The organism is Paenibacillus sp. MDV22-iso6, from assembly GCF_058408365.1.
The window spans coordinates 91,249-115,048 of the sequence record NZ_JBZVDZ010000001.1; the positions used below are offsets into that span (position 1 = coordinate 91,249).

The 23,800-nt window shown below is 47.9% G+C and carries 18 protein-coding genes; 9 read left to right on the forward strand and 9 right to left on the reverse strand.

All coding sequences use genetic code 11. The features are described from left to right. Window positions 1-23 precede the first annotated feature (23 nt). From AC4PM4_RS00535 to AC4PM4_RS00560, 6 genes are all read right to left on the reverse strand, one after another. Window positions 24-1,340, reverse strand: coding sequence for an ABC transporter substrate-binding protein (locus AC4PM4_RS00535; RefSeq protein WP_072732513.1), 1,317 nt, complete (start codon window positions 1,338-1,340; stop codon window positions 24-26). 88 nt (window positions 1,341-1,428) lie between these two features. Beyond that, complete coding sequence (locus AC4PM4_RS00540; protein ID WP_072732514.1) at window positions 1,429-2,268, reverse strand: carbohydrate ABC transporter permease; 840 nt, start codon at window positions 2,266-2,268, stop codon at window positions 1,429-1,431. Between the two features lie 5 nt (window positions 2,269-2,273). Continuing rightward, the gene (locus AC4PM4_RS00545; protein WP_063563343.1) at window positions 2,274-3,188 is read right to left on the reverse strand and encodes a carbohydrate ABC transporter permease; all 915 of its coding nucleotides are present in this window, start codon (window positions 3,186-3,188) and stop codon (window positions 2,274-2,276) included. 123 nt (window positions 3,189-3,311) lie between these two features. Continuing rightward, window positions 3,312-4,874, reverse strand: a complete 1,563-nt coding sequence (locus AC4PM4_RS00550) for a response regulator (protein WP_491612429.1) — start codon at window positions 4,872-4,874, stop codon at window positions 3,312-3,314. Further along, window positions 4,849-6,666, reverse strand: coding sequence for a cache domain-containing sensor histidine kinase (locus AC4PM4_RS00555; RefSeq protein ID WP_491612430.1), 1,818 nt, complete (start codon window positions 6,664-6,666; stop codon window positions 4,849-4,851). Before AC4PM4_RS00555 ends, AC4PM4_RS00550 begins: the two co-directional genes overlap by 26 nt. A gap of 108 nt (window positions 6,667-6,774) precedes the next feature. Further along, a complete protein-coding gene (locus tag AC4PM4_RS00560; RefSeq protein ID WP_491612431.1) occupies window positions 6,775-8,064 on the reverse strand; it encodes a Gfo/Idh/MocA family oxidoreductase in 1,290 nt (429 codons plus the stop codon). 125 nt (window positions 8,065-8,189) lie between these two features. Here AC4PM4_RS00560 and AC4PM4_RS00565 point away from each other — a divergent pair, with 125 nt between their 5' ends. Continuing rightward, window positions 8,190-9,074 (forward strand): helix-turn-helix domain-containing protein, encoded by an 885-nt coding sequence (locus AC4PM4_RS00565; protein WP_491612432.1) that lies wholly within the window; start codon window positions 8,190-8,192, stop codon window positions 9,072-9,074. A 168-nt stretch (window positions 9,075-9,242) separates the two neighbouring features. On the opposite strand, the gene AC4PM4_RS00570 is transcribed toward AC4PM4_RS00565, so the two are convergent. Then, window positions 9,243-10,187 (reverse strand): glycosyl hydrolase, encoded by a 945-nt coding sequence (locus AC4PM4_RS00570; RefSeq protein WP_491612434.1) that lies wholly within the window; start codon window positions 10,185-10,187, stop codon window positions 9,243-9,245. Between the two features lie 367 nt (window positions 10,188-10,554). Between AC4PM4_RS00570 and AC4PM4_RS00575 the strand changes: the two genes are divergently transcribed. Beyond that, on the forward strand, window positions 10,555-11,001 hold the full coding sequence (locus tag AC4PM4_RS00575) for a RidA family protein (protein WP_063563350.1): 447 nt from the start codon (window positions 10,555-10,557) through the stop codon (window positions 10,999-11,001). A 5-nt stretch (window positions 11,002-11,006) separates the two neighbouring features. Beyond that, the gene (locus tag AC4PM4_RS00580) at window positions 11,007-11,597 is read left to right on the forward strand and encodes a GNAT family N-acetyltransferase (protein WP_176854284.1); all 591 of its coding nucleotides are present in this window, start codon (window positions 11,007-11,009) and stop codon (window positions 11,595-11,597) included. Window positions 11,598-11,810: 213 nt separating this feature from the next. Here AC4PM4_RS00580 and AC4PM4_RS00585 read toward each other — a convergent pair whose 3' ends face one another. Next, complete coding sequence (locus AC4PM4_RS00585; RefSeq protein WP_491612435.1) at window positions 11,811-13,655, reverse strand: IucA/IucC family protein; 1,845 nt, start codon at window positions 13,653-13,655, stop codon at window positions 11,811-11,813. A 24-nt stretch (window positions 13,656-13,679) separates the two neighbouring features. Further along, entirely contained in the window at window positions 13,680-14,969 is a 1,290-nt protein-coding gene (locus AC4PM4_RS00590; protein ID WP_491612437.1) for an MFS transporter, read from the reverse strand. A gap of 244 nt (window positions 14,970-15,213) precedes the next feature. On the opposite strand from AC4PM4_RS00590, the gene sbnA reads away from it, so the two are divergent. The 6 genes from sbnA (at window position 15,214) to AC4PM4_RS00620 (ending at window position 23,603) form a co-directional block, all read left to right on the forward strand. Next, window positions 15,214-16,221, forward strand: coding sequence for a 2,3-diaminopropionate biosynthesis protein SbnA (sbnA, locus tag AC4PM4_RS00595; RefSeq protein WP_144424424.1), 1,008 nt, complete (start codon window positions 15,214-15,216; stop codon window positions 16,219-16,221). A 27-nt stretch (window positions 16,222-16,248) separates the two neighbouring features. Beyond that, a complete protein-coding gene (gene sbnB / locus AC4PM4_RS00600) occupies window positions 16,249-17,268 on the forward strand; it encodes a 2,3-diaminopropionate biosynthesis protein SbnB (protein WP_063563353.1) in 1,020 nt (339 codons plus the stop codon). Continuing rightward, window positions 17,259-18,482, forward strand: a complete 1,224-nt coding sequence (locus tag AC4PM4_RS00605) for a type III PLP-dependent enzyme (protein ID WP_491612438.1) — start codon at window positions 17,259-17,261, stop codon at window positions 18,480-18,482. The genes sbnB and AC4PM4_RS00605 overlap by 10 nt, the downstream gene beginning before the upstream one ends. Before the next feature lie 43 nt (window positions 18,483-18,525). Continuing rightward, window positions 18,526-20,400: an IucA/IucC family protein gene (locus tag AC4PM4_RS00610; RefSeq protein ID WP_491612439.1), complete on the forward strand. Its 1,875-nt coding sequence runs from the start codon at window positions 18,526-18,528 to the stop codon at window positions 20,398-20,400. A gap of 24 nt (window positions 20,401-20,424) precedes the next feature. Next, window positions 20,425-22,497 (forward strand): IucA/IucC family protein, encoded by a 2,073-nt coding sequence (locus AC4PM4_RS00615; protein ID WP_491612441.1) that lies wholly within the window; start codon window positions 20,425-20,427, stop codon window positions 22,495-22,497. A gap of 134 nt (window positions 22,498-22,631) precedes the next feature. Beyond that, the gene (locus AC4PM4_RS00620; RefSeq protein ID WP_072733454.1) at window positions 22,632-23,603 is read left to right on the forward strand and encodes an ABC transporter substrate-binding protein; all 972 of its coding nucleotides are present in this window, start codon (window positions 22,632-22,634) and stop codon (window positions 23,601-23,603) included. Window positions 23,604-23,800: the final 197 nt, after the last annotated feature.

A 23,800-nucleotide genomic window follows, 5' to 3' on the forward strand; every position in this document is an offset into this window, starting at 1 on the left:
ACCTCCTTATAGCTAGCGGTTATTTATTGATTGGATTCAAAGATTCGTACGGTGCCATTATAGAAGTCAGTCACGGCTTGCTCCACACTTTTTCGGCCAAAGCCGATTTCCTGGTTGGTTGTCTGGGCCAGCTTGGAGAATTCAGCGAATCCCGGAGGATTATAGCTCACGTCAAAAGGCTCCGTTTTTGTAGCTTCAGATACAAAGCTGGTGTAATTATATACAATCTCTTCAACAGGTCCCGCTTCTTGTTGAAGCAGATTGCGGTTGGCTTCCGTAACGGGCACGCCGCGGTCGTTGCCGAGAATTTTGGCTGCGTCCGGATCATTAATCCAGAAATCCATCAGGATCGCGACTTCTTTTGCATGTTTGGTATTCGCATAACCGGACAACCCCTGACTGGATTCAAATACAACCCCAGTTCCTTTTGGACCCCGTGGTACAGGCAAAAGAATTAACTTATCTTCTGTGAGACTCTGGAAAGCAGCCAGTTGATTCGAAGGAAGCAGGCTCATAGCCGCCTTGCCCGTAATAAGCAAGGATTTACTCGTATCATCCGGTGGGTTGGAAACCTGCAATTCAGGCGTGACCACACCTCCGGATTTGGAAGCCTGCTCCCAGTAAGTGAACCATTCCAAAATGTCTTCTTTTGCAAATCCGAGCGTGCCATTCTTCATATCATATAGCTGTTTGCCGCGTTGTTTCAAAAAGATGTCCATACCGTCAACTGTGAAATTATAGGTTCCATAAAAGCCCTTACCGAGCTTGTCGGATAGCTCTTTGCTGATTGCAGCATAATCTTCCCAAGTCCAATCCGAAGCTGGCAAAGGGATTCCCGCTTGATCGAATAGCGCTTGATTAACGACAATACCCCGTGCATTCGCACCTGCGGAAATATGCTGCAGCTTCCCATCAAGACGCCCATATTCAACCATGGTGGCATCCATGCCATCCAGATTCAGTTCACTACCGACATAAGGGTCCAGGTTCAAAAGCACATCCTTTTTGGCGTAGTCAACCACATTACCCCCAAGGAAGAAAATATCCGGTGCTGTGCCTGACGCCAGCTGTGTATTCAACTTGTCGAAATATCCGGAGGAAGGGGCAAATTCACCTACAATTTTAATATTCGGATGTTTCTCCTGAAAAACCTTCAGGGCTTCGTTCGTAATATCTGCCCGTTTTTGATCGCCCCACCACATCATGCGTAGTTCGACTTGCCCGTCTTCAGCGGTCTTTGTTCCTTTCTGCTCATCAGCGCCGGTATGATCCGTTCCAGAGCAGGCAGTCACCAATAACAGGAGTGAAGCTATAACAGTGATCATTAATCGTTTGAACATGAGAAATCCCCCTGACAATGGATAATGAAAAAAATAATATCTGTTGTACACGTATTGCGTCTGGACAGGTATTTTCGTAATTTCGTAATCACTTCAGCCCAGTCGTTGCAATTCCCTCTAGAAAATAACGCTGAAATACCAGAAAGATGATGGTCACAGGCAGCAGAGACAGCGTGGACATGGCGAGCAGTGCGCCCCAATCCGATTGTCCCGATGGATCAAACAATGACCGAATCCCCAGCTGTACGGTAAACAGATCAATTTTGCTCAGGTAGATCATCTGGCTAAAGAAGTCATCCCAGCTCCAGATGAAGGTGAAGATCGCTGTTGTGATCAGTGCAGGAACGAGAAGAGGCACCACGATTCTGAAAAAAATCTGAGATTGCCCGCAACCGTCAATGGTTGCACTCTCGTCCAGCTCCCGTGGAATACCACGGATGAATTGAACCATGAGCAGAATGAAGAAGGAATCCTGTGCCAGCCACTTGGGCAGAATGAGCGGGAAATACGTATTAATCCAATGCAGCTCGTTATACAGAATGTACTGAGGTACCAGGGTTACATGGTAAGGAAGCATGATGGTGACCAGCATAATGCTGAACCACAGGCCTTTGAACTTGAACTTTAATCTGGAAAAGGCGTAGGCTGCAAGGGAACAAGAAATCACATTTCCCAGCACACTCATGACTGAGATCAGTGCCGAGTTGCCGAAGAAGCGGCCAAACGACACCCCTTGCAATCCTTTCCAGCCATTCACAAAATGATCGAGGGTGAAGCTGGTTGGAATCAGGCTGCTATTGGTGAAGATGAGATGATTCGGTTTAAATGAACTGAGAATTAACCATAACACCGGATACAACATCAACAGACCGAAGAGGATAATGGCGACATGCCTCCCGGCTTGAACCAAACGTCGCTTTAGTGGCATGTGTACTATCTCCCTTCCTGATTGTCGCCGTAGAACACCCAGAATTTCGAGGTGAGGAAGACGATTGCGGTGAATACCCCGATAATGACCAGCATGATCCACGCCAGGGCAGAAGCATAACCCATATCAAAGAACGAGAAGCCTTTCAGATACAGATACAAGGTATAGAACATTGTGGCGTCGAGCGGGCCTCCACGTCCATCCCCGATCACATAAGCGGGTGTAAAGGCTTGAAACGAATTGATCATGCTCATGATCAGGTTGAAAAAAATAACAGGCGAGAGCATCGGAAGTGTGATGCCGAAGAATTGGCGTACCTTTCCTGCCCCGTCGACGTCCGAAGCTTCATATAAATCGGCTGGAATTTGCTTTAGGCCAGCCAGGAAGATAACCATGGCCGAACCAAACTGCCATACAGAGAGTGTGACGATCGTATAGACCACATAATCGGGATGGGCAATCCAGGCGGGTCCGGTAATTCCGAACCAGCTCAGAAACTGATTGACCAAACCACTTCCCTCAAAAATCTGACGCCAGACGATCGCAATAGCGACGCTGCCTCCCAATAGGGAAGGGATGTAATACACGGTCCGGTATAAGCCGAGTCCCCGAATCCCTTTGTTCAGCGCCATCGCTACAAGTAGGGCGAAGGCAAGCCTTAGCGGAACGGATAGAAATACATAATAAAACGTTAGCCCCAAAGATCTGCGAAAGGTATCGTCTTCGGTAAAAATCTGGACATAGTTGCTGAGCCCCGTCCACGTTGGTGATGTTAACAAATTAAATTTCGTCAAGGACAGGTAGAGCGACGCAACCATCGGTCCGAGTGTCAGACAGAAAAGTCCGATGAGCCAGGGCAGCAGAAACAAATAGGCAGTCATATTCTGCTGGCCGTATAACGGCTTGGACAGCTTTCTCATCATAGGCCTCCCTTCAGGGTTGGATGTGAATTCGTGATCACCGCAGAATTGAATCCGCTTACAATATTTACGGTGATTCTCTTGGTAAATTCATCATACCGGGGAGAGGGAGAAGCCGGAATCTCATTTCTTCGGATCATGGTTATCAATTTTTTCGGAATGCAGCAAACGATAATCCGAAGGACTTATGTTGAACATTTTTTTGAATTTTGAACTGAAATAGCTTGGGGAACGGAAGCCTGTCAGCTCTGTAACATCCCAAACGGTTAGTTGGGTTTCCTTCAGTAAACGTATGGCATGTTTCATTCGCACCTCGGTTACATATTGAATAAAAGAGATGCCGGCAGCTTCTTTGAATATCTCTGAAAAATAGGTAGAGTTGTAGTTATATTGCTCAGCTAACGAAGTTAATGTCAGTTCCAGCATGTAATTTTCCTCGATATATCGTTTGGCCGATTCAATGACCGTATCTTCTCCAACCTCGGATGGCTGCTGTTGATTCACAAAATCTTCCGCCCAATGCATCAGCAGCAGTTCTGCCTGGTCTGGAGTCTTTAGCCAAAGCACCCATTCCGGGGAAATCCACGAGGATTCCTGTTCGAACAATAATGAAATTTGAAAAAGGCTTCGGATCATATGGGAAGTGGATATCCGAAATGAGTCAGCAAGCTCCTTTCGAATCACGCTGCGGAAGGTATCCAGCTCTCCACGAATGAGGCAACGATGCAGCATGCGACTGGTTTCCTCAGGCAGTAATGGACTATGATCTACTTCGGGTACACGGTCCTGTGCACCTTTGCGTCCAGCAGAGTTCCATGCCAATAGGGAATGAATATAGCCTTCTTTCCAGCGCTCAAACCCAGACACGGACAATCCCAATCCAACTTGTACATCCATCGTTAAAACAGAGCGGGTCTGTGCTGTGATCTGCTGAGCAAATTCGTGCTGAATACCTTCCAATGTTATGAAATGCATAATTCCAGGGTGGGCTCCGTCATGGAACACTTGCACATTATCTGGATAGGACTGGGCCATTTCGTGACAAAGCAGCTCAAAGGGAAGGTAGAGCTTTTCAGGAACACGTTCCACTGAGGCAGTCTGTACATCGGAGTTTCGCATGCCAGCGGTGATGAAACAGACGCTGTGATCCTGCCAGGATTCCAGATGAAACAGTCGTATCCGTTCTGGCAGTGAAGAAGGTGGGAGGCGGTGTCCCCTAACAAGATCAAGCAGCAAACGTTGCTTCATTTCTTTGTAATACTGGGAGAGACGCCATTGCATCATTTCGGAATCGCCGTGCAGCTGTTTCTTTTTATCCAACTCATCTTTGATTTTATTTAAAGTGGTTTTCAGTTCATCCCGGGTTACAGGCTTCAGCAAATAGTCCATGGCCTGGCTGCGCACACCTGCTCTGGCATAGTGGAAATCTTCATATCCTGTGATGATCATAATTTGAATGGAAGGATTAAGGCTTCGGCAAACGTCCAGCAATTGGACGCCATCCATGACAGGCATGTTCATGTCTGTAATTAACAAGTCAAAATGTTCAGCTTTCAGAAGCTCTTCCGCTTCGATGCCGTTTGCTGCTTCACCTGAAATGATAAAGCCCATGTCTTGCCAGTTCACTTTCAATTTTAGTCCTTCGCGAACCTCGATCTCGTCATCTGCGATCAATACGTTGTACATCATATTCCTCCTGTGCGGGTAGAATCAGTTCAATAGACGTGCCGTTATGCTCTCCGTTCTCGATCTGAATGGCAAACAGACTTCCGTAATGCAAGCGGCAGCGTGCAACCACATTACCGAGCCCAATGTGCCAGCTTTGGCTTCGCAATAGGGGTTCGAGCTGAGATGCTTCAACAGGATCATGAATTTTCTGGATGATTTCGGCTGGAATCCCGGGCCCATTGTCTGAAATGTTGAAATGCAGGCGGTTATTCCGTCTGGAGATCCGGATGTGTACTTCTGCCGTCGTCTGATGCTGGAAGCTGTATTTGACGGCATTCTCAATAAGCGGCTGAAGAATAAATTTGATGATGACCAGGGAATCCAGCCTGCCTTCCTGTGTCAGAGTAATGTCCTGCTTATGACCGAAACGGGTTTGCAGAATGGAGATATAGTGCCGGATATAAGCCAGTTCCTCTGCAAGCTGTACCCTGTCGTCACTTGTATTCATGGAGAATCGCATCATTTTGCCCAGATCCTCAATGACCTGAACTGTATCATTTGTTCGGCGCTGCATGGCGAGACTGCTCACCAGTTCCAGCGTGTTAAACATAAAATGGGGATTAATCTGCATGAGCAGCGCTTTATACTCAGCTTGCTGGCGGAGCAGCTTCAACTCGAATTCATTCTGGATGTGCTGTCGCAATCGGCTGATCATGTAGCGGAAAGTGGAGATGACATAACTGACTTCGCTTTTTACATTTTTGTCCGGAGGTAGAAGGGACTCTGCTTGATCGAATGCGCCGCGTTGTACCTGTCTCATGGCCAATACCAGTCGTGTTAAAGGTTTGGTGACGCCATAAGAGAGCCAGGCAGCGGCAAACAAAGAGACGAGAATGAGAACAATGGTGACCACCAGAATGGTACTCTGAAGTTTGTGAAGAGAAGAATATAGCTCTTTTTCCGGTGCCAGACCCGCCAGCATCCAGCCCGTACGCCCTAGCTTTTTGTATACCAGAATGTCACGCTGTCCTTCATCATTGTTCAGGTACACCACACCCGATTTGAGCGAGTTGTTCCGAATCTGATCGATTTCTGCTAAAGCTTCGGCACCAAGCTGATTGGCCTGTTGGGAAAGAATAGGGCTTCCTTGTTCGCCCAGCAGAAAAATAGTGCTGCTTTCGGCCAGATGGATTCGGTTAAGCGGTTCCAGAAAGTAAGATTCGCTGACATTAATTTTCATCACATTTTGGGCTGTAGCATGGTGAAAGGTCCCAATGGGCATCAGCAGGCTAACTACCGGGTTGCCGTGATCCCTTATATTTTCATGTTGATCGGTATGTGCAGGCAGCCAGTGATTCCCTGAGATAAAGAAATTTTTGTACCATAATTCTTGCAAGAAGAGAGGGTCGGTCGTTACTTGATTTTCACTGCCAATCCTCAGCCCGTTTCGTCGATAGATGGATACATCGGAGATACTGGTGTAGCTGTTCGTAGCCTGGGTCAGAAAACGGCTCATCGCCAGATTGACAAGCATCTTTTCCCCTTCAGGAAGGTTGGGGTCACTCATCGCGTTATCCCAGTTCTTGGCGGTATCGCTGTTGAAAACAAGAGAAGCTACATCATAGATCTGCATTTGAACCATATCGACATAGGAGCCGTATTCCTCCATCTTCTCAAGAGCAGAGGATTCAATGTAAGAGCGGATCACGGTACGTGATTCCTTAAAGAGTAGGAAGGAGAGTGTGCCAAAACAAAGAACGAAGAGCACAACGATAAAGGCGATCAGGCGGCTTTTTAATGAGAAAAACATGGGTTCCTCCTTAAGCGAATAGACTTCAAGACCGTCGTCAAAATGGGAAAAAGACTGCGTATTATACGCAGTCTTTGAATTAAATGTGGTTGGAGCTGCCTTGCGTTCCTAGAAACGAACCAGATTGTTGATGCGAACAGGTAAACCAGTTGCGATAGCGCGATTGGCTGCAATTCCGGTGAGGATGGATCTTGCTCCGTCGAATTGGTTGGCAGCGCGGTGGTAGGGATCTTCCGCTGGCTCTCCAAACAGATCATTCAGAAGTACAGGATCACCTCCGCCATGGCCGCCTTCTTTTTCCTCGACCTGAACCTCGTATGGGGCATCGAACATGGGAAGGACACGCAGTGTTTTGCCAATCAATGCACCTTCAAGATTTTTGTCACCCAGCGAGTTAACATAGGATTGTTCCACAATGTTCATTTCGATCCGGCCTTTGGTGCCGTTAATGGCGATGCGATAACCTTCCCACGGCTGGTATGCAACCAGTGAATAGGTCAATATGGCTTTATTCTGATACTGGACAAGAACGCCCATCGTATCCTCGATGTTGATGCCATCTCCGAATACGCTTTGATCCCGCTGGTAGCCGTCTTCCGGCTCAGCATCCAGATACATGGCTTTGAGATGTGCATCCGAATCCAGGTGCAGGGCAAAAGGATCTTCTTGCGCAAGCGGGTTGCCTGTTGCACGAGTGTAAAACTGGGTCACGCCTCGTTCCTCTGCGTTCTCTCTACCATAATACATGAGATCGCCGAATGCGAAGACGGTCTCAGGCTGCGAACCGATCCAAAAATTGACCAAGTCGAAGTGATGCGTGGATTTGTGTACGAGCAGTCCGCCACTATTACGCTTGTCCCGGTGCCAGCGGCGGAAGTAATCTGCGCCATGGCGCGTATTCAACAGCCATTCGAAGTGGACCGAAGTCACTTTTCCGATCGTGTCATTCTGAATCAATTCCCGTATTTTGGTATGGTGCGGCGCATAGCGGTAGTTAAAGGTGACGCGTATGTTTTGTCCAGTCCGTTTGACGGCATCAAGAATATCCTGACATTTATGCTCATCGATGGTCATGGGCTTCTCAGTCACAACATCACAGCCAAGCTCCATTGCTCGAATGATGTATTTGTGGTGGGTGCGGTCGATACTGGTTACAATGACGAAGTCCGGCTTCTCGTTCTCAATCATCTGATCGAACTGATCTGCAGTATAGGTTGGCACCTCATTGTATTTATATTTTTCCCTCAGCAACTGATTGGCGTAATTCATGCGTATCTGGTTAATATCGCAAAAAGCTGCAAGTTCGGATGTTTCCCTGAAATTTTGGGCTAATGCTCCATAGAAAAATTCAGCACGGCCGCCTGTTCCGACCAATACATAGCGTTTTTTGTTACTCATGTCTATCGCCTCCTTGAATATAGCTCTAGACTATAACAAGGAAGCACTTCTTTCGCCGCTTTTTGTGCGTAATCGCTTTCAAATACCGCTTATTTTGCTATAATTCAACTAAAGGGGGCAGCTGCATGATACAGACATTTCGAGCGGATTACAATGATCCCACCGGATATTTGAATATCGAATATGATCGTCGCATTGGATATTTTTCCATGACGGATGACCATCTGCATGACCATTATGAGCTGTACTACCTGCTATCGGGTGAGCGCATATACTTCATCAAGGATCGAACTTACCGGGTCCAAGCCGGAGATTTCGTATTCATTAACCGGAATACCGTTCATAAAACGATGGAGAGTGGAAGGCCAGATCATGATCGAATTGTTCTGTATATCAAGCCAGAACTGTTCACCGAATTGGCCATTTTACCTGAGCTGGCAGAGGGCCTTAAGGAGCCATTCGGCTGGAATATTCCCATTCTGAGGCTTCCTTCACAGGTAAGTGAAACAGCGGAACGAATGGTCAGTGAAATGATTGATGAGATGGTCCATACCAGAGCTGGAAGCAGCCTGCTGCTGCGTCACCGATCCGTTGAACTCCTGTTGTTTGCTTACCGCAATAAACATTTGGGCACCGTGCACTCGGCCGATAGTGAGCCGGTTCTGCATCCCAAGGCACAGGCAGTGGTGCGTTATCTCAACGATAACTATCATCAGGATTTAGCGCTGCCGGAGGTTGCTGAATTATTTCGAATTAGTCCCCATTACCTCAGCCGTCTGTTCAAACAGACCACAGGTTTCACGTTCAGCGATTACCTCAATCTGCTTCGGGTGAAGGAGGCACAGCGGTTGCTGCGTGAAAGCGAGGATTCCATAACGGAGATCGCTCTGCGATCGGGATTCAGCAATTTTTCACATTTCGGGAAGATGTTCAAGCGCACGGTTCAGGTGTCTCCGAGGACATATCGACAGGAGTTTAGAGAAGTAGGTTCGACGAGAGTGCTGAAATAGGGTGAACTGCGATATAGAAATACGTGTAGATATGAAAAGATAGATTTAATGAATAGAAGAAGGACCTGACAGGCCCTGTGGAAACAGGGATATGCTCAAGTCCTTTAGGAGAATTCAATGATTGGCTATTACACTTTGGTTATTTGCTATACATCATGGACAACGCACTCAAACCGAAATATTACTTGCATCGTTCCCAGGTCGCAACTTCATCTGTAACGCTTCATCTCGTGGACAGACCATCACACCATCAATGACATCAAGACGTGCGGCCTGAATGGAGGAACGGCGTGCGGGTTCGCTGGCATGATCGATACCTTCGATCCGATCCGGGTGGGTAAAATAAAAGATATAGGCTTCATCATCCTGTACGACGACATCTGCATGCAAACCGATTACACCATCATCCTCACGGGTCCCTGGCTGATCGAGAATCAGACTGTTCCATTCCCAATGCTCCAGGTCATCCGATTTGTAAACGGCCTGTCCTCTCCATTCGTCAACAATCATCCAATACGAATCACGGAAACGAAATACGTTCGGCCCTTCATGCGCACGTCCTGCAATAACCGGTCCAATCACATCCCATTGATAGAGATCCGGGCTATCTGCTGCATACGTATGGGACGAATTAGCTTCATCCTTGTACCACATCCGGAATTTTCCGTTCGGCAGCGGGTAAATACACGCATCAATCACACGATCCGAGCTAAGCTCCAGTTTGCCGTGAAAAGTCCAACATATCAGATCCGTACTGGTGTAATGCAAAATGTGCCGATCATGGCCCGCCCAGTCATGGGGAACCCCTTGAATGTAACTGACATACATGTGATACGTGCCTTCATGCCAGAAAATTTCTGGAGCCCAGAACGTATTATGTCCCCATTCATGCTCCAACCCGGTTAACGTACCGCGATAAGTCCAAGACTGTCCACCGTCAGCTGAAGAAGCTACGCCCAAATCCGTGCCATGCACCCAGGCGAACTTTGGCCCTCCGGCTGTGGCTCTGCGATTGGTATAGATCATCCACCAGGTTTGCTCGGAATGATTCCACACAACGACCGGATCAGCAGCTCCATCAAAGATGGGATCACGAAACAATGGTGCACTCATGATGATTCCTCCTTATATTCAATCCCATTGATTTTGAGAGTTATTGCTTCTATCGTAAAAGAAATGATTTGAAATTACAATATAACGTTTTCAATATTTAAGGAATTATATATTTGTTAATTCATTTAAATCTTTCAATTAAAAATCTAGCATAGTAAACTGTACCCTGTGTTCTAGTTTGGAGCTTTTATGCTGATCGACAATTGAAATGTAATTAATTACTTATATAGAAGGGAAATATTCCTTCAACCCATTTTGCATCTTGCGGTTCAAGAGCAACCGGCGTATATTGAGATTTAACTAAATTAGGAATAATTTGAAAGATTGATAGCTTGTAAAGACATTTTTGTACATAAAGGAGAAGCCGATGATACAGACCAGATTGGACAAATTGGGCATTGTATTGCCCCAAGCAAGTACGCCGGCAGCAAAGTATACCAATGCGGTGATTGTAAATGGAATCATGTATGTGTCCGGTAAAGGGCCGGATACGCGAGAGCGTGGTAAACTCGGGGAGCAGTTTACGACGGAGCAGGGATATGAATTTGCCCGAAATGCTGCCATCGAGGTGTTGGCTGTCGTTCAGGAAGTGCTTGGTTCGCTGGATCGGGTGAAACGGGTGGTCAAAGTGCAAGGGTTCATCAATGCCACCGCCTCTTACGAGGAGCACCATAAAGTGTTAAACGGGTTCTCGGATCTGATGCTGGATGTGTTCGGAGAACAGGGTGTACACGCCCGTTCCGTTTTTGGTGCTGTATCCGTAAGGGATAACTTGCCGCTGATCATTGACTCGATATTCCAGGTGGAGGAGTAGAATTCATGACCAATCCAGCTTCGATTAATCCGTTAATGCTGTCTTTTCCCGAAAGTTTTGAAACACCGCGTTTGACTATTCGTGCCCCGAGGTGGGGAGATGGAGCGGCAGTGAATGAGGCAATTCGTGAAAGTGCGGAGCAATTACGTTTGTGGCTGCCTTTTGCCGAGAACATACCTTCATTGGAGGAATCGGAAGCGAATGCTCGCAAAGCCAGACTGCAATTTCTGGAGCGTACCGACATGATGCTTCATTTACGTGACCGATTTACGGATGAATTCGTGGGCAGCAGTGGACTGCATCGAATCGACTGGAATGCCCGTTGTTTCGAGATCGGTTACTGGATTAGAACTTCGCGTGCAGGTGAGGGTCTCATGACGGAAGCAGTCAGGGGTATAGAACAGTTCGCAATATCTTATCTGGAGGCGAATCGGCTGGAAATCCGCTGTGATGCCCGCAATGTGCGAAGTGCCAAAGTGGCTGAGCGCGCAGGTTATACGCTTGAAGGTGTACTGCGCAAGATGCGGCGTGACAGTACAGGTACGTTAGTAGATATGATGGTGTATGCCAAAGTAAGAGGCGATGAGTTCGAATAGAATGTTTGAATTGAGATAAGAAATGAATCGGAAAATGATTTGAAAGAAAGAAAGAAAGAAAGAAAGAAAGAAAGAAAGAAAGAAAGAAAGAAACGGCTCCTAGAAGAACACGTTGTGTTGTTCTCCAGGGCCGTTTTTTGGTGTGCAAATATTGGAGGCTGGGAGGTACTTAATAGACTGCTGAATGAATTGGAGCAGATAAAAGGAACCTCCTTACCTCATTGGATTGGGAATGTTGACGTATAGCGGCGTCTCACCACGCTGATGGAACCGGCTGAGCAGATTGGCTTTGGCCGGTAAGGTCTCGGTGGTCAACAGATCACGAATGACGTCGTTGATGTGCGAGGACTCGGCTGTCTTTTTCCGAAGCTCCTCTAACGTATTTCTCACCACCCTCCAGTATGGCTGCTCCTGTTGACCAGTATAGTATGCCAGACGCTGCACCACATGACTGAGGTGATTGACAAAGAAATAATATTTCAATCGATGCCGTGATTCTTCCTCCGTATACAGGACAGGACTGTTGGCGTTGACTACCTGATCGATCCAACCGTGCTGTTCCGCTAAGGCTCGATTGACACTGATGCCCTCCAGATCCCTAACCATAAATGTGGCAGGCATGCCGTCTTCAAGACGCAGCATGGAATTCTGTACATGAGCTTCCAGACTAATGCCTGTCTCGGCATACAGTTCCACAAGTGGAACCATGGACAACTCCAGATATTGACGAAGCCATTCATACCAGTCTGTCTGCACCCTCGTATCATTTACACGATCCGGCGACGAAGATGATTGGAGACTTTCCCGGACAGCCCGGAACAACAGCGGTTCAGTTTCTCCGGGAAGCACCTCCATGAGAGAGGCCACAACATAAGGCGCCCCTGAAGCAGAGCGGCAAGACTCTGGTGCTTCACGCAGGATCATGGAGAATCCCGAGATCAGCGCATCCTGAGTAGACGAAGGTATCTCTGGAACCTTCAAGCTACGGTAGCCTTTTTCCAGCAAAATTTGAAATTTCTCTGACGTCCAGCGATCCTGAATCTGCTGTACTATTCTGGATGCATCCAGTGTGCGCAGCAACTGCTCTTCATTGTTCTCGCGAATAAAGTTTGTAATTCGAATATGAAGAGACAGCTTGTAGAAACAACCTTCCTTCGGATTCCAGACCGTGCGCACCGATGAGGTAGGATACACGGAAGGCCCGGTAGTGCCCAGATCAATCAAGGTACCTTGTTGTAATAAGGATTTTACAGGTTCAAGTGTCCGCAAATAGGCAGCCTGCCAAGGATGACAAGGGAGCAGGACATACTGTTTGCTTTCCAGAGAGAGGTGCTTCCAAGCGGCCTCGGCCATTTCCGCAGGAACCCATGGTGCTTCACTGCCATAGTCCACGGTATCCAGCCAATCCTCCAACACGAGTTCAGGTGTGACCGCAAAACAGCTGAGAGGAAAGCTAACGCCAAATTCTGGCGAATAGGCATGCGAATCCGAAGAACTGAAGCCCTCCAGACTTTTCGGAGTTGGATGAAATGGATGACCACATAGCAGTGCCTGTTCCAGATAGCGAAAATCCAATGTTACAGGAGAGGTTGTGTTCAGCGCGTGCTCCAAATAGGAGGTCATATGCTCCAAACTGTTGTAAACCATCTGCTCCAGCTCTACTCTTTTCAACATTCGGGCTTCTAGATTGGGTTCTACAGATGATATTTCATCGAGCAACAGCGTCGTTATTTGTTCAAAAGAAACTTCTCTCCAACCATCGGGCTGTGCCCCGCCTGATTTTGCAATGTGAAACTTGTCGCCATAGACATGATGTCCAGCGGCGGAACGATGAAGCAGATTTCCATATATCCTCTGACCAGTACGCGGAAGCTCAATAACAAGCGAAAGGTCTGGCCGCGTGGCAATTCGAACATAAGGATCATGCTGTTCGGTTTCTCGAAGATAGGCGTTCAATATACGGCTTAGCATCTCCTGACGGGCAATTCCGCTCGGCGATACTAAAGAGGGATGAACAGTCTGCTGGAATGGATCGATGGTGACGTTATCCTTGGTCATGATTGATTATCATCCTTTCACAAATTATTGGAGTGGCAGTTGTACGGGAGCTTTTGGCTCATGAACCGCTGGGCGGCGTACAGCAAGCGAAGCGGCGAGCATGACTGTCCCCATGACAAGAAATACAGCTGGAATTCCCCAGATACCTCCGATTAGAACCCCAATGGACGGACCGGCAATCTGACCAGCCATTAACATGCTGTTGGTAGCTCCGATGCGCACGCCCCGATCCTGATCGGTGGAGGATTTGAGCACGTTGAGCATGACCGTCTGCAATAGGGCACTGTAGAAGAATCCTTGCAGAAAACGTACAACCAGCAGCCAGGCCACCCCGAGTGGAAGTGTATGTGCAAGCAGGCACAAGCCGCATAACAAACCAGCCAGCCGGAGATTGCGTTCGGGTAAGTAACGATCATTTCGCTTACCCCACCACGATGCGCCAACCAATTCACCAACCGAAGACATCGCGAGCAGAACCCCGACGGTAAGCGCAGCTGCACCTGAGGAAGGGACGATTTCACGAATAAACGGAGTAAACATCGTAAATGTTGCAAAATCTGCGAGCTTGAAAATGATGCCTGCGATAACGAGTCTTCGGGCAATTGGATGTGTAATCAGCGAAACGAAGGCATGGATAATTCCACTCTTGTTTGTATTTTTGCTATGGTTGTTCAACATAGCGACCGAAGGCTGGTGCTGTTCCACAGGAGATACTTGAGTATTGTTCTTGGCTGGACGAGTCCGATGCGTCGTCGCCCCCGTTAATACGATTGCGGCAAGCACAGCAAAGCTCAATGTCAACGAGGCCGTAATGAACAATAGCGGACGACTTCCCCATGTGTTTACACATATGCTTCCTAGCAGTGGTCCCACGAGCAGACCTGCTGCCGATGCCCGCTCCAACTGTCCGAGCGCAGAACCCTGCTTTTGGTCAGGGGCATGGGTTCCCACAAACGCACTGCTCGCATCAGATATGCCACCGAAAGCCCCCTGGCAGAGACGGAACAAAAAGAATTGAAAGGGCGTCTGGGCAATGCCCATCAGAAACATGCTAAGGGCCAGTCCGATCAGCGCTCTGACAACCATCCATTTTCGACTCCAACGATCTCCGATCTTACCCCAAAAAGGGGTTAGCAGTGCGTAGGATAGAGCAGGTGCAGATACGGACAGACCTGTCCACATCAGCACTTCTTCCGGCGTTCCCGCGTTCAGATGCTCCATGTAGTACGGTATAAAAGGGCTGATTCCAGTCAGCCCGGCACTGGAAAGAAAGCGCCCACCCCACAAAATACGGACGCTCTGTTTCCATGCCATTTGCGACATCATGTGTCCACTTCACCACCTTGATTTTGGCAATTTGAAACCAATTGCTGATCAGATTATCAAGAATGATTCTCAATGTCAATCTTATTTTTTTCAAAAACTTTCCAAAAATTTTAGTGTTGACAGGAAAAAAAAGGATATGCATAATAGGCCCTGTGTCCAATTTTGAAAATGATAATCATTATCAATAAAACGATTTTGGACAACAATATGCCCAGAAAGCTGGTGTAAACACATGGAACAAAGTACCCTGCAAATCAAGGATCGCTCGCTTAAAGTTGCGGATTCCATTATCGATTGTATTGGTCAAACACCACTGGTTCGCTTGAATTCCCTGTTCGGATCTTCAGGAGCATCGGTGTATGCCAAGCTGGAAATGATGAACCCCGGCGGCAGCATGAAAGACCGACCTGCACGATACATTATCGAGCAGGGTCTGCGAGACGGAACGATCAAACCGGATACGCATCTCATCGAGAGCACTTCAGGAAACTTGGGAATCGGTCTCGCATTAACCGCCAAACGTTATGGCCTGAAATTCACCTGTGTGGTTGATCCAAAAATCACATCGACCAATCTGAGAATGATAACCTACCTCGGGGCACAGGTTGACATGGTGACTGAACCGGACGAACACGGAAGTTATTTGCAATCCCGCATTCGCAGGGTCAAGGAGTTAGCCAGTCAGGACCCGGCAGGTTACTGGATCAACCAGTATGCCAACCCTTTGAACTGGCAAGCTCACTATCATGGTGCAGGTCAGGAGATTGTGGAGCAAATGGATGGACAGATAGACGTACTAGTGTGTGCAGTGAGTACGACTGGAAGCATTCTGGGCATATCCCGCCGTGTGAAAGAGGCAAATCCGCATGCGCGGATCGTAGCCGTTGATGCAGTTGGCTCGATCATTTTTGGCACACCATCACGTCAGCGTGAATTGCCGGGTATCGGCGCCAACCGTGTCCCTGAGTTATTCAGCCCGAACGAGATTGACCAAGTTATTCATGTGGACGATCGGGAATCTGTGCTGGGCTGCCAGAAGCTGCTGGAACGGGAAGGCATTTTTGCAGGAGGTTCGTCCGGATCACTGGTTGCTGCACTGGAAAAACTGGTTCCAACCTTGCGGCCTTCAGCCAAGGTGGTTACTGTTTTCGCAGATCGTGGAGAACGTTATCTGGACAGTGTGTATGACGAGCAATGGGTTAATCAATTACCGCCAAGCCAAACGATCAAGAGTATATAAAAAATTATCTCGGAGGAGAGATCAGATATGAGTACCGTTCAGGATCATAGCCTTTTGTATATGAGTAAACAGGATATTATAGATCTGGGAGGGCTGTATTCAGAGCCATATGTCAAAGCAGTAACCCGTGCACTGGAGCTTCATGCCAAGCGGGATATCGTGCAACCGTTGAAGCCTTATCTGCGGGTTAACGAGGAGAGCGGTCATATTGCCGATCGCATTATTGCGATGCCTGCGTATGTGGGTGGCGATGTAGCGATCAGTGGTCTCAAGTGGATTGGGAGCAAACATGATAATCCGGCCAAGCGTCATAAGGAACGTGCAAGCGCTCTTATTATCCTCAATGATCCGGAAAGCAACTATCCGGTGGCGGTGATGGAAGGCAGCGTGATCAGCGGGATGCGTACGGCGGCAGTTACAGCCATCGGGGCAAGGTATTTAGCCAGAGAAGGTTTCCGCACAGTGAGCGTGATTGGCTGCGGAGTGATCGCCAGAATGCAGATCACCTCGCTGCTTGAACAATTTGACTCCATTCGGACCATCCATCTGTATGACCTGAATGCCGATACGGCCCGCCAGCTTGCCGATGAAATTGGTTCGCGTTTTGATCAGGTTGAAGTACGGGTGGAAGATTCGTCAGAACAAGCGGTACGACAAGCGGAAGTACTCGTAACAGCTACGGTAGCCTCATCGCCGCATATTCCGTATGAATGGATTGCCAAAGGTACATTTGTCAGCAACATCTCGATTATGGATTTGCACAAGGATGTATTTACCCAGGCAGACAAAGTGGTCGTGGACGACTGGGATCAGTCCAACCGGGAGAAAAAGATTATTAATCAGCTGGTGCTGGAGGGCAAGTTCTCCCGTGAGCAGCTTCACGCTGAACTCGGCGAGATCCTGATTGGGGAAAAGCCAGGACGCGAACATGAGGATGAGATTATTGTGCTGAACCCGATGGGGATGGCGATTGAGGATATTTCCAGTGCGGCAGAGATGTATGCAAGAGCCGTTGAACAAGGAAAGGGTACACGTTTATGGCTATAGAGCTGAATACAGGGTGTATGCCTCAGGTTGCAAGAGTCCGCGAGCATTTATTGGCACTGAAAGAACAACAGACCGAACCGGTATGTGCCTACATCCGGGATGTAACAGCACTCGTCGCTCATGTGCATCAGCGTGTACAATCCATGCCGGAATCTAGTCAGCTGTTCTATGCCATCAAAGCCAACTCGGAAGAAGAGGTGCTTCGAGCGCTGGCCCCTGTAGTTCATGGCTTTGAAGTGGCATCTTTGGGCGAGATCGTGAAGGTGAGACAAGTCTCAGCGGATATTCCGATTCTGTTTGGTGGACCAGGCAAGACAGAAGCAGAGCTTCGGGGAGCGATAGAGCATAAAGTGCAGCTTATTCATGTGGAAAGTATGCATGAGATAAACAAGCTGAACGAGATTGCGAGTCAAAATGACGTTCGGGTATCCGTATTGCTGCGGATTAACCTGAAAGGTCCACTGCCTCAAGCGACACTGGCGATGGGCGGTCGTCCGACCCAGTTCGGAATCGACGAGGTCATGCTGCCACAAGTCATGAACCACCTCCGGCACTTGCCACATATTCAGGTGGAAGGGTTTCATTTTCACTCCCTTTCGAACAATCTAGATGCGGAGCAGCATGTGAAATTGATTGAGTATTACTGCAACATCGCGCGGGATTGGGCGAGGCGATATGGTTTCACGCTTCGGTATTTGAATGCCGGGGGTGGAATTGGTGTGAACTATGCGCATCTGGAGCAACAGTTCGACTGGAACACATTTGTGAATGGTATTGCACTGGTATTGCAAAAGGAACTGCCTTCGGAAACGACTTTGTTGTTCGAATGTGGGCGTTACCTTACGGCATCGAGTGGGTATTATGCAACCGAGGTGCTGGACGTTAAAGTCAACCACGGCAAAACATATGTCATCGTACGTGGCGGTACACATCATTTTCGCCTACCCGTTTCTTGGCAGCACAGTCATCCGTTCGAGGTGATTGCGGTGGAGAACTGGACGCATCCGTATGACAGACCCGAGGTGAAGGCAACCGCTTTTACAGTGGCAGGCCAGCTATGTACTCCGAAAGATATTTTGGCAAGTGATATTACGTCAGGCAGGGTTCGGGCAGGAGACATTTTGCTGTTCCAATATGCGGGTGCTTATGGATGGGCGATCTCGCATCATGACTTTTTGAGTCATCCACATCCGCAGCACATTTATTTGCAGTAACACATGAAACGGTTTGAGGTAGTGCAATCATGGGAGGTGTCATATGAACGGTCTAACAGCAGCATTGGTCAGGTCCGAAGAGTGGATAATGGTGCGGCGACGTATCTTCAGGCAATTGGTGGAGTCGTTTCTGTATGAGCAAATCTTGAATGAACCGGTGATCGGGCCTTATGCGGAGGCAGAGTATACAATGCGAGGGGAGACGGAGACAGGAGAGAAGGTGGAATACACCTTTTGGGCTGTACGAAAAGAGAGCTTTGACCGCATTCGGTTGTCAGATAAACCAATTATACGGGTAACATCGAAAGATCGAGCGGAAGCAGATTCCATTCCTCGTTTTTTACTGGAGATGGCTGCGCATATTCCCACATCCGAAGCTCAGCTGGGGCAATTCATGGATGAGCTTCAGCAGACCCATCTGAAGGACACGCTGTCTGTGCGATGGCGTGCTGGTCAGCCCGAACCTCGGGTATCAGAATATGACGAGTGGGAATCTGCCCTGATTGAAGGGCATCCGTATCATCCTTGTTACAAATCCAGAGTTGGATTCACGCTCTCTGACAATGAAGCCTATGGACCGGAGTTCGGACCGGAATTCAAGCTGGTCTGGATTGCGGTTAAACAGAATGCAGCCCAAATTTCCATTTCGTCTTCACTGGACATGTATGCTGAGTTTATCCATAACGAGCTGGGGCAGGAGCTACAGACATTCAAGTTGATTTTGCAGGAAGTTATATCATCTGCGAACTTGAAATTGAACTCGGTTGCTGATGCCGAGGTGAAGTTGAATACGGATGGGGATGCAAGTGTGGACGAATATGTATTTGTTCCTGTGCATCCCTGGCAGTGGGAGCGAATCATATCGGTGGCGTGTGCGGAGCAACTTCGAACAGGGGAGATTGTGTATCTGGGTCAAGCAGGTGACACCTACCGTCCTCAACAATCCATTCGCACATTGACGAATGTGAGTCATCGCGATAAACCGTATGTCAAACTGCCACTGAATATGGTGAATACATCATCCGGACGAATTCTCGCACAGCACACAATCATGAATGCGGCCCGTATCTCTGATTGGCTTGGTCGTGTGGTGGCAGAAGATTCGTTTTTACAGGATGAGCTTGGTCTGATTGTGCTGAAGGAGATTGCGGGGGTATCGTACCATCACCAGAAACTGCCCAATATGCTGGAGCAAAAAATATACGGATCACTCGGGGCTATCTGGCGGGAAAGTCTGCATCCGCGCTTAATGGCAGGAGAAGAGGCTTTGCCATTCAATGCTCTGTGTCATCTCGATCAGCAGGGCACTCCGGTCATTAAACCGTGGATAAACGAATATGGCCTGGATCGCTGGACCCGGCAATTGCTAAATATTGCGGTGGTACCGCTGATACATCTGCTGTACGCACATGGGGCGGCGCTGGAATCACATGCGCAAAATATGATCATCGTGCTGAAAGAAGGATGGCCCAGCCGGATTGCGCTTAAGGATTTCCATGACGGTATCCGTTACTGCCCATCCATTCCTCACCCGTTTGGATACCCGGAAATTGAATATCCACCTGCCAACCATCAGCGGGTGAATCGCAATTCGTTTGTGGAGAAAGAAGACCCTTCCGAGGTGAAAGACTTTATGTTGGACGCGTTACTTTTTATCAATCTGACCGAAGTGGCATTTTTTCTGGAGAAGTACTTTGATCTGAGCGAAAAGCAATGGTGGTGCATGGCTGCCGAAGTAATTTTGAATTACCAGGAGCGGTTCCCGGAGTTACAGGCGCGATTTGAACAGTTTGACGTTTTTGCATCCGAGATCGAAGTGGAACAGCTGACCAGACGGCGAATTCATGAAGGGCCGGGGGATTGTGTGCATCGGGTAAGTAATCCACTGCAAGTCTACAGGCCAGTTCGGCAGAATTAATCAGGAGGGGAGGAGAGCATGCGCATGGAAAGTACGAGAATATCTGAATATCAGAGCCATGATGAGGATCAGGAGAGGCAACCGTTTTGCATAGAGGAATCCTCTAGCCACTCAGGAAATGATGTTGCAAACTCTAGAGTTGGAGTGGAGAAGGAGCATTGGCAAGATCAGCAAAGAAAACTGTACACCGTAGCTCTTTCTTCACACCACTACACTTATGCACGTAGACGCATATTCCGACAGTTGGTTGAATCCTTGATGTACGAAGGTGTTATTGCATATAGCTCACGGGAGGAGCAGGGGTTTAACGTTTGGGAAATGGAGGGTACAGGGCTGAATGGTGAACGGGTCATCTATACATGCAAGGGAACAAGGCATTTTACCTTTGGTCGTTTGCGGCTGAACCATGAACCAATTACAAGACTTGTCTGTGTGGATGAGACTCTGGCTTGGGTTTCGGAAAGTAGCAGCATTCAAAAGGGAGAACGTATTCAGTCTGGAACTACAGCCGGCCAAGAAGCGGAGTCGATTTCTCTATTTTTGCTGGAAGTTGGACCAACGATAGGCGCCGATGAAGGGAAGCTGCTGCATTTTGTTAAAGAATTGGAGCAGACGTTGATCAATGACACACTGGCGCGATATGTACGGGCTGAGCGGCAGAATGATTTACATGCTCTTCCCGATGAAGACTGGGAAAGTGGAATCATCGAGGGTCATCCATATCATCCAAGTTATAAATCCCGTATCGGCTTCCGAATTGAAGATCAGCTTGAATATGGACCCGAGTTCGGCGGATGTATTAAACCGATATGGGTCGGAATTCATAAGCAAAACGCACGGATAAGTCATGGCACGAATGAACATGGACCGGCTACAAGGGAATGGCTTCAGGATCAACTTGGCGAACAAGTGTTGGAACGCTTCCTCATGGCACTACAGGAAATGGGTGCTGATCCGGCAGAGTATGTGATGATGCCAGTCCATCCGTGGCAATGGCGAACAACGATCAGTTCTGTTCTTGCAGAAGACATTCGTAACGGGAGCATCGTACCGCTTGGCAGCAGCGAAGACCGATATACTGCTCAACAGTCGATCCGCACGCTAGCTAACCGATCACGTCCCAATTCACCGTACTTGAAGCTGTCGCTGAGTATGATCAACACATCAACTGGCAGGGTGATCGCCCCACATACGGTTGAGAATGGACCTCGCATTACCGACTGGCTGCAGGGAATTAGCAAGCAAGATCCCTACTTGAGGGATGAACTGCGTGTCATTCTTTTGGGAGAGATTGCTGGCGTTGCATACGACAATCATCAGATACCGGATGTTTTGAAGCCACTCTCGTATGGTGTACTGTCCTGCATTTGGAGGGAAAGTGTATATTCCCGGCTGGAACCAGGTGAATCAGCGATTCCGTTTAATGCATTGTCTACACTGGACTATGCAGGGCGCCCGGTGATTGATCCTTGGGTGAAAAAGCTGGGTGCTGATGAATGGTTGTCCGAGCTGTTACTGACTTCGGTACGACCGCTCATTCACTGGTTATTCGCTCATGGGATTGCGCTGGAGTCTCATGCACAGAATATGCTGCTAATTCACCGGGAAGGCAGACCCTCACGCGTTGCGCTGAAGGATTTTCACGATGGAATTCGATTTACAAGAGAGGCACTTGCCGATCCAAAGCTCTGTCCAGCGCTTGTCGAGGTGCCGGAATATCATCGTCGTGTGAACCGTAATTCATTCCTGGAGACGGAAGAACCGACAGAAGTGCGGGATTTCATACATGATGCCTTTTTCTTTATCAATCTTGGAGAGCTGGCTTTGTTCATGCAGGAGCATTACCAGATCAGAGAGCAGACCTTCTGGAACAGTGTTCGTAAGATCATTACCGACTATCAACAGCGTTTCCCTGAATTTCATGAACGGTACGAATTGTATTCCTTGTTTGATCCTGAGATCGGAGTAGAGCAATTGACGAAGCGGCGCTTGTTTCCAGATCATGAATTGCGTATTCATCAAGTTCCGAATCCACTGGAGCACACGATTATGGATAAATATGGGTCTAATGAGGATGAATTAAAAAATAGTATATGAGATCAAAAGAATATTGCATGGACAGAAACTGGAATTGTGGGATATTGTTTTAATAATGATAATCATTATTGATTAGGTTATTAAATAGGATCAGGGGGTTGGATGGGATGCAAGTAGAGAGAAAGAGGATTGGAATGAAATCATGGGTACATTTTGCTATGCTGGCGGTACTGATGCTGGTGCTAGCGGGTTGTGGAAATTCGGGATCGGGTGCAGCCAATGGTTCAGCAGCGGAAACCGCTCCAACCGAACCAAAGCAAGAAGAAACCGTAGCTAATACTGGCGATACACGTACCGTCAAAGATGCATATGGTGAGGTACAGGTTCCAACCAATGCAAGTCGAATTGTGGTACTGGACATTGGGGCCTTGGATAATTTGCTCGAGTTGGGCATTAAACCTATAGGCGCACCTTCCATCCTGGCAGCAGGCGATCCGTATCCGGCTTATCTAAAAGGCACAGAAGGCATTGAGAATATCGGATCGGTGAATGAACCAAGCCTGGAGGCTATCGATGCACTGAAGCCGGACTTGATCATTGGTAATAAAGATACACATGATGCTATCCATGATCAGTTAAAACAAATCGCGCCTACGGTGTTTGTAGAAACACTTGGGGTTACCTGGAAAGAAAATCTGCAGCTTCATGCCGATGCTGTAAACAAGCTGGAAGATGGCAAGAAGCTGTTGGATACATATCAGCAGCGCATTGAGGAATTGAAATCTACGCTTGCAGGCAAAGATGCCAAGGAAGTATCGCTGTTCCGTCCCCGTGAAGACAAAATTCAGGTCTATCTGAAAGAAACATTTGCAGGTACGATTATGGAAGATTCCGGAATTGTTCGTCCCGCAGCACAGCAGGATGCAGGCTTCTCCAAGGATATTACGGAAGAACAGATTGCTGATCTCGATGGTGACGTAGTCTTCTGGTTTAACCGTGAGCCGGATGCATTCGCCAAACTGGAGAAAAGTAAATTGTGGGCAACGTTGAAAGGAGTCCAAAACGAAGCTGTGCACCCGGTTGACTGGGAGTACTGGATGAGTGGCCTGGGCATTCAGGCTGTAAACAAGGTCGTGGATGACCTGAACACCTATGTAGCCAACTAAACGCAAAACATGCAGGACCTTTTCTAGCGGCAATGGATTGATATTCAGCACTTATCAATTGCAATTATGCTTCCAAGTGGTCATAGCTTAACTGTAAAATTGGGTCGTCGAATGTGACGATCCAATTTTTCTGATTTTTCTGCATAGGGTTCGTTCCATGTTATATTCGTGCTCTATATTTGTTCTTATATATTTGT

Excerpts from the sequence above, each read along its gene's own strand:
- AC4PM4_RS00555 (WP_491612430.1), bottom strand. The coding sequence starts at position 6,666 with ATGTTTTTCTCATTAAAAAGCCGCCTGATCGCCTTTATCGTTGTGCTC.
- AC4PM4_RS00610 (WP_491612439.1), top strand. The coding sequence starts at position 18,526 with ATGAACGGTCTAACAGCAGCATTGGTCAGGTCCGAAGAGTGGATAATG.
- AC4PM4_RS00535 (WP_072732513.1), bottom strand. The coding sequence starts at position 1,340 with ATGTTCAAACGATTAATGATCACTGTTATAGCTTCACTCCTGTTATTG.
- AC4PM4_RS00590 (WP_491612437.1), bottom strand. The coding sequence starts at position 14,969 with ATGGCATGGAAACAGAGCGTCCGTATTTTGTGGGGTGGGCGCTTTCTT.
- sbnB (WP_063563353.1), top strand. The coding sequence starts at position 16,249 with ATGAGTACCGTTCAGGATCATAGCCTTTTGTATATGAGTAAACAGGAT.
- AC4PM4_RS00575 (WP_063563350.1), top strand. The coding sequence starts at position 10,555 with ATGATACAGACCAGATTGGACAAATTGGGCATTGTATTGCCCCAAGCA.
- AC4PM4_RS00620 (WP_072733454.1), top strand. The coding sequence starts at position 22,632 with ATGAAATCATGGGTACATTTTGCTATGCTGGCGGTACTGATGCTGGTG.
- AC4PM4_RS00570 (WP_491612434.1), bottom strand. The coding sequence starts at position 10,187 with ATGAGTGCACCATTGTTTCGTGATCCCATCTTTGATGGAGCTGCTGAT.
- AC4PM4_RS00565 (WP_491612432.1), top strand. The coding sequence starts at position 8,190 with ATGATACAGACATTTCGAGCGGATTACAATGATCCCACCGGATATTTG.
- AC4PM4_RS00605 (WP_491612438.1), top strand. The coding sequence starts at position 17,259 with ATGGCTATAGAGCTGAATACAGGGTGTATGCCTCAGGTTGCAAGAGTC.
- AC4PM4_RS00550 (WP_491612429.1), bottom strand. The coding sequence starts at position 4,874 with ATGTACAACGTATTGATCGCAGATGACGAGATCGAGGTTCGCGAAGGA.
- AC4PM4_RS00580 (WP_176854284.1), top strand. The coding sequence starts at position 11,007 with ATGACCAATCCAGCTTCGATTAATCCGTTAATGCTGTCTTTTCCCGAA.
- sbnA (WP_144424424.1), top strand. The coding sequence starts at position 15,214 with ATGGAACAAAGTACCCTGCAAATCAAGGATCGCTCGCTTAAAGTTGCG.
- AC4PM4_RS00615 (WP_491612441.1), top strand. The coding sequence starts at position 20,425 with ATGGAAAGTACGAGAATATCTGAATATCAGAGCCATGATGAGGATCAG.
- AC4PM4_RS00545 (WP_063563343.1), bottom strand. The coding sequence starts at position 3,188 with ATGAGAAAGCTGTCCAAGCCGTTATACGGCCAGCAGAATATGACTGCC.
- AC4PM4_RS00585 (WP_491612435.1), bottom strand. The coding sequence starts at position 13,655 with ATGACCAAGGATAACGTCACCATCGATCCATTCCAGCAGACTGTTCAT.
- AC4PM4_RS00560 (WP_491612431.1), bottom strand. The coding sequence starts at position 8,064 with ATGAGTAACAAAAAACGCTATGTATTGGTCGGAACAGGCGGCCGTGCT.
- AC4PM4_RS00540 (WP_072732514.1), bottom strand. The coding sequence starts at position 2,268 with ATGCCACTAAAGCGACGTTTGGTTCAAGCCGGGAGGCATGTCGCCATT.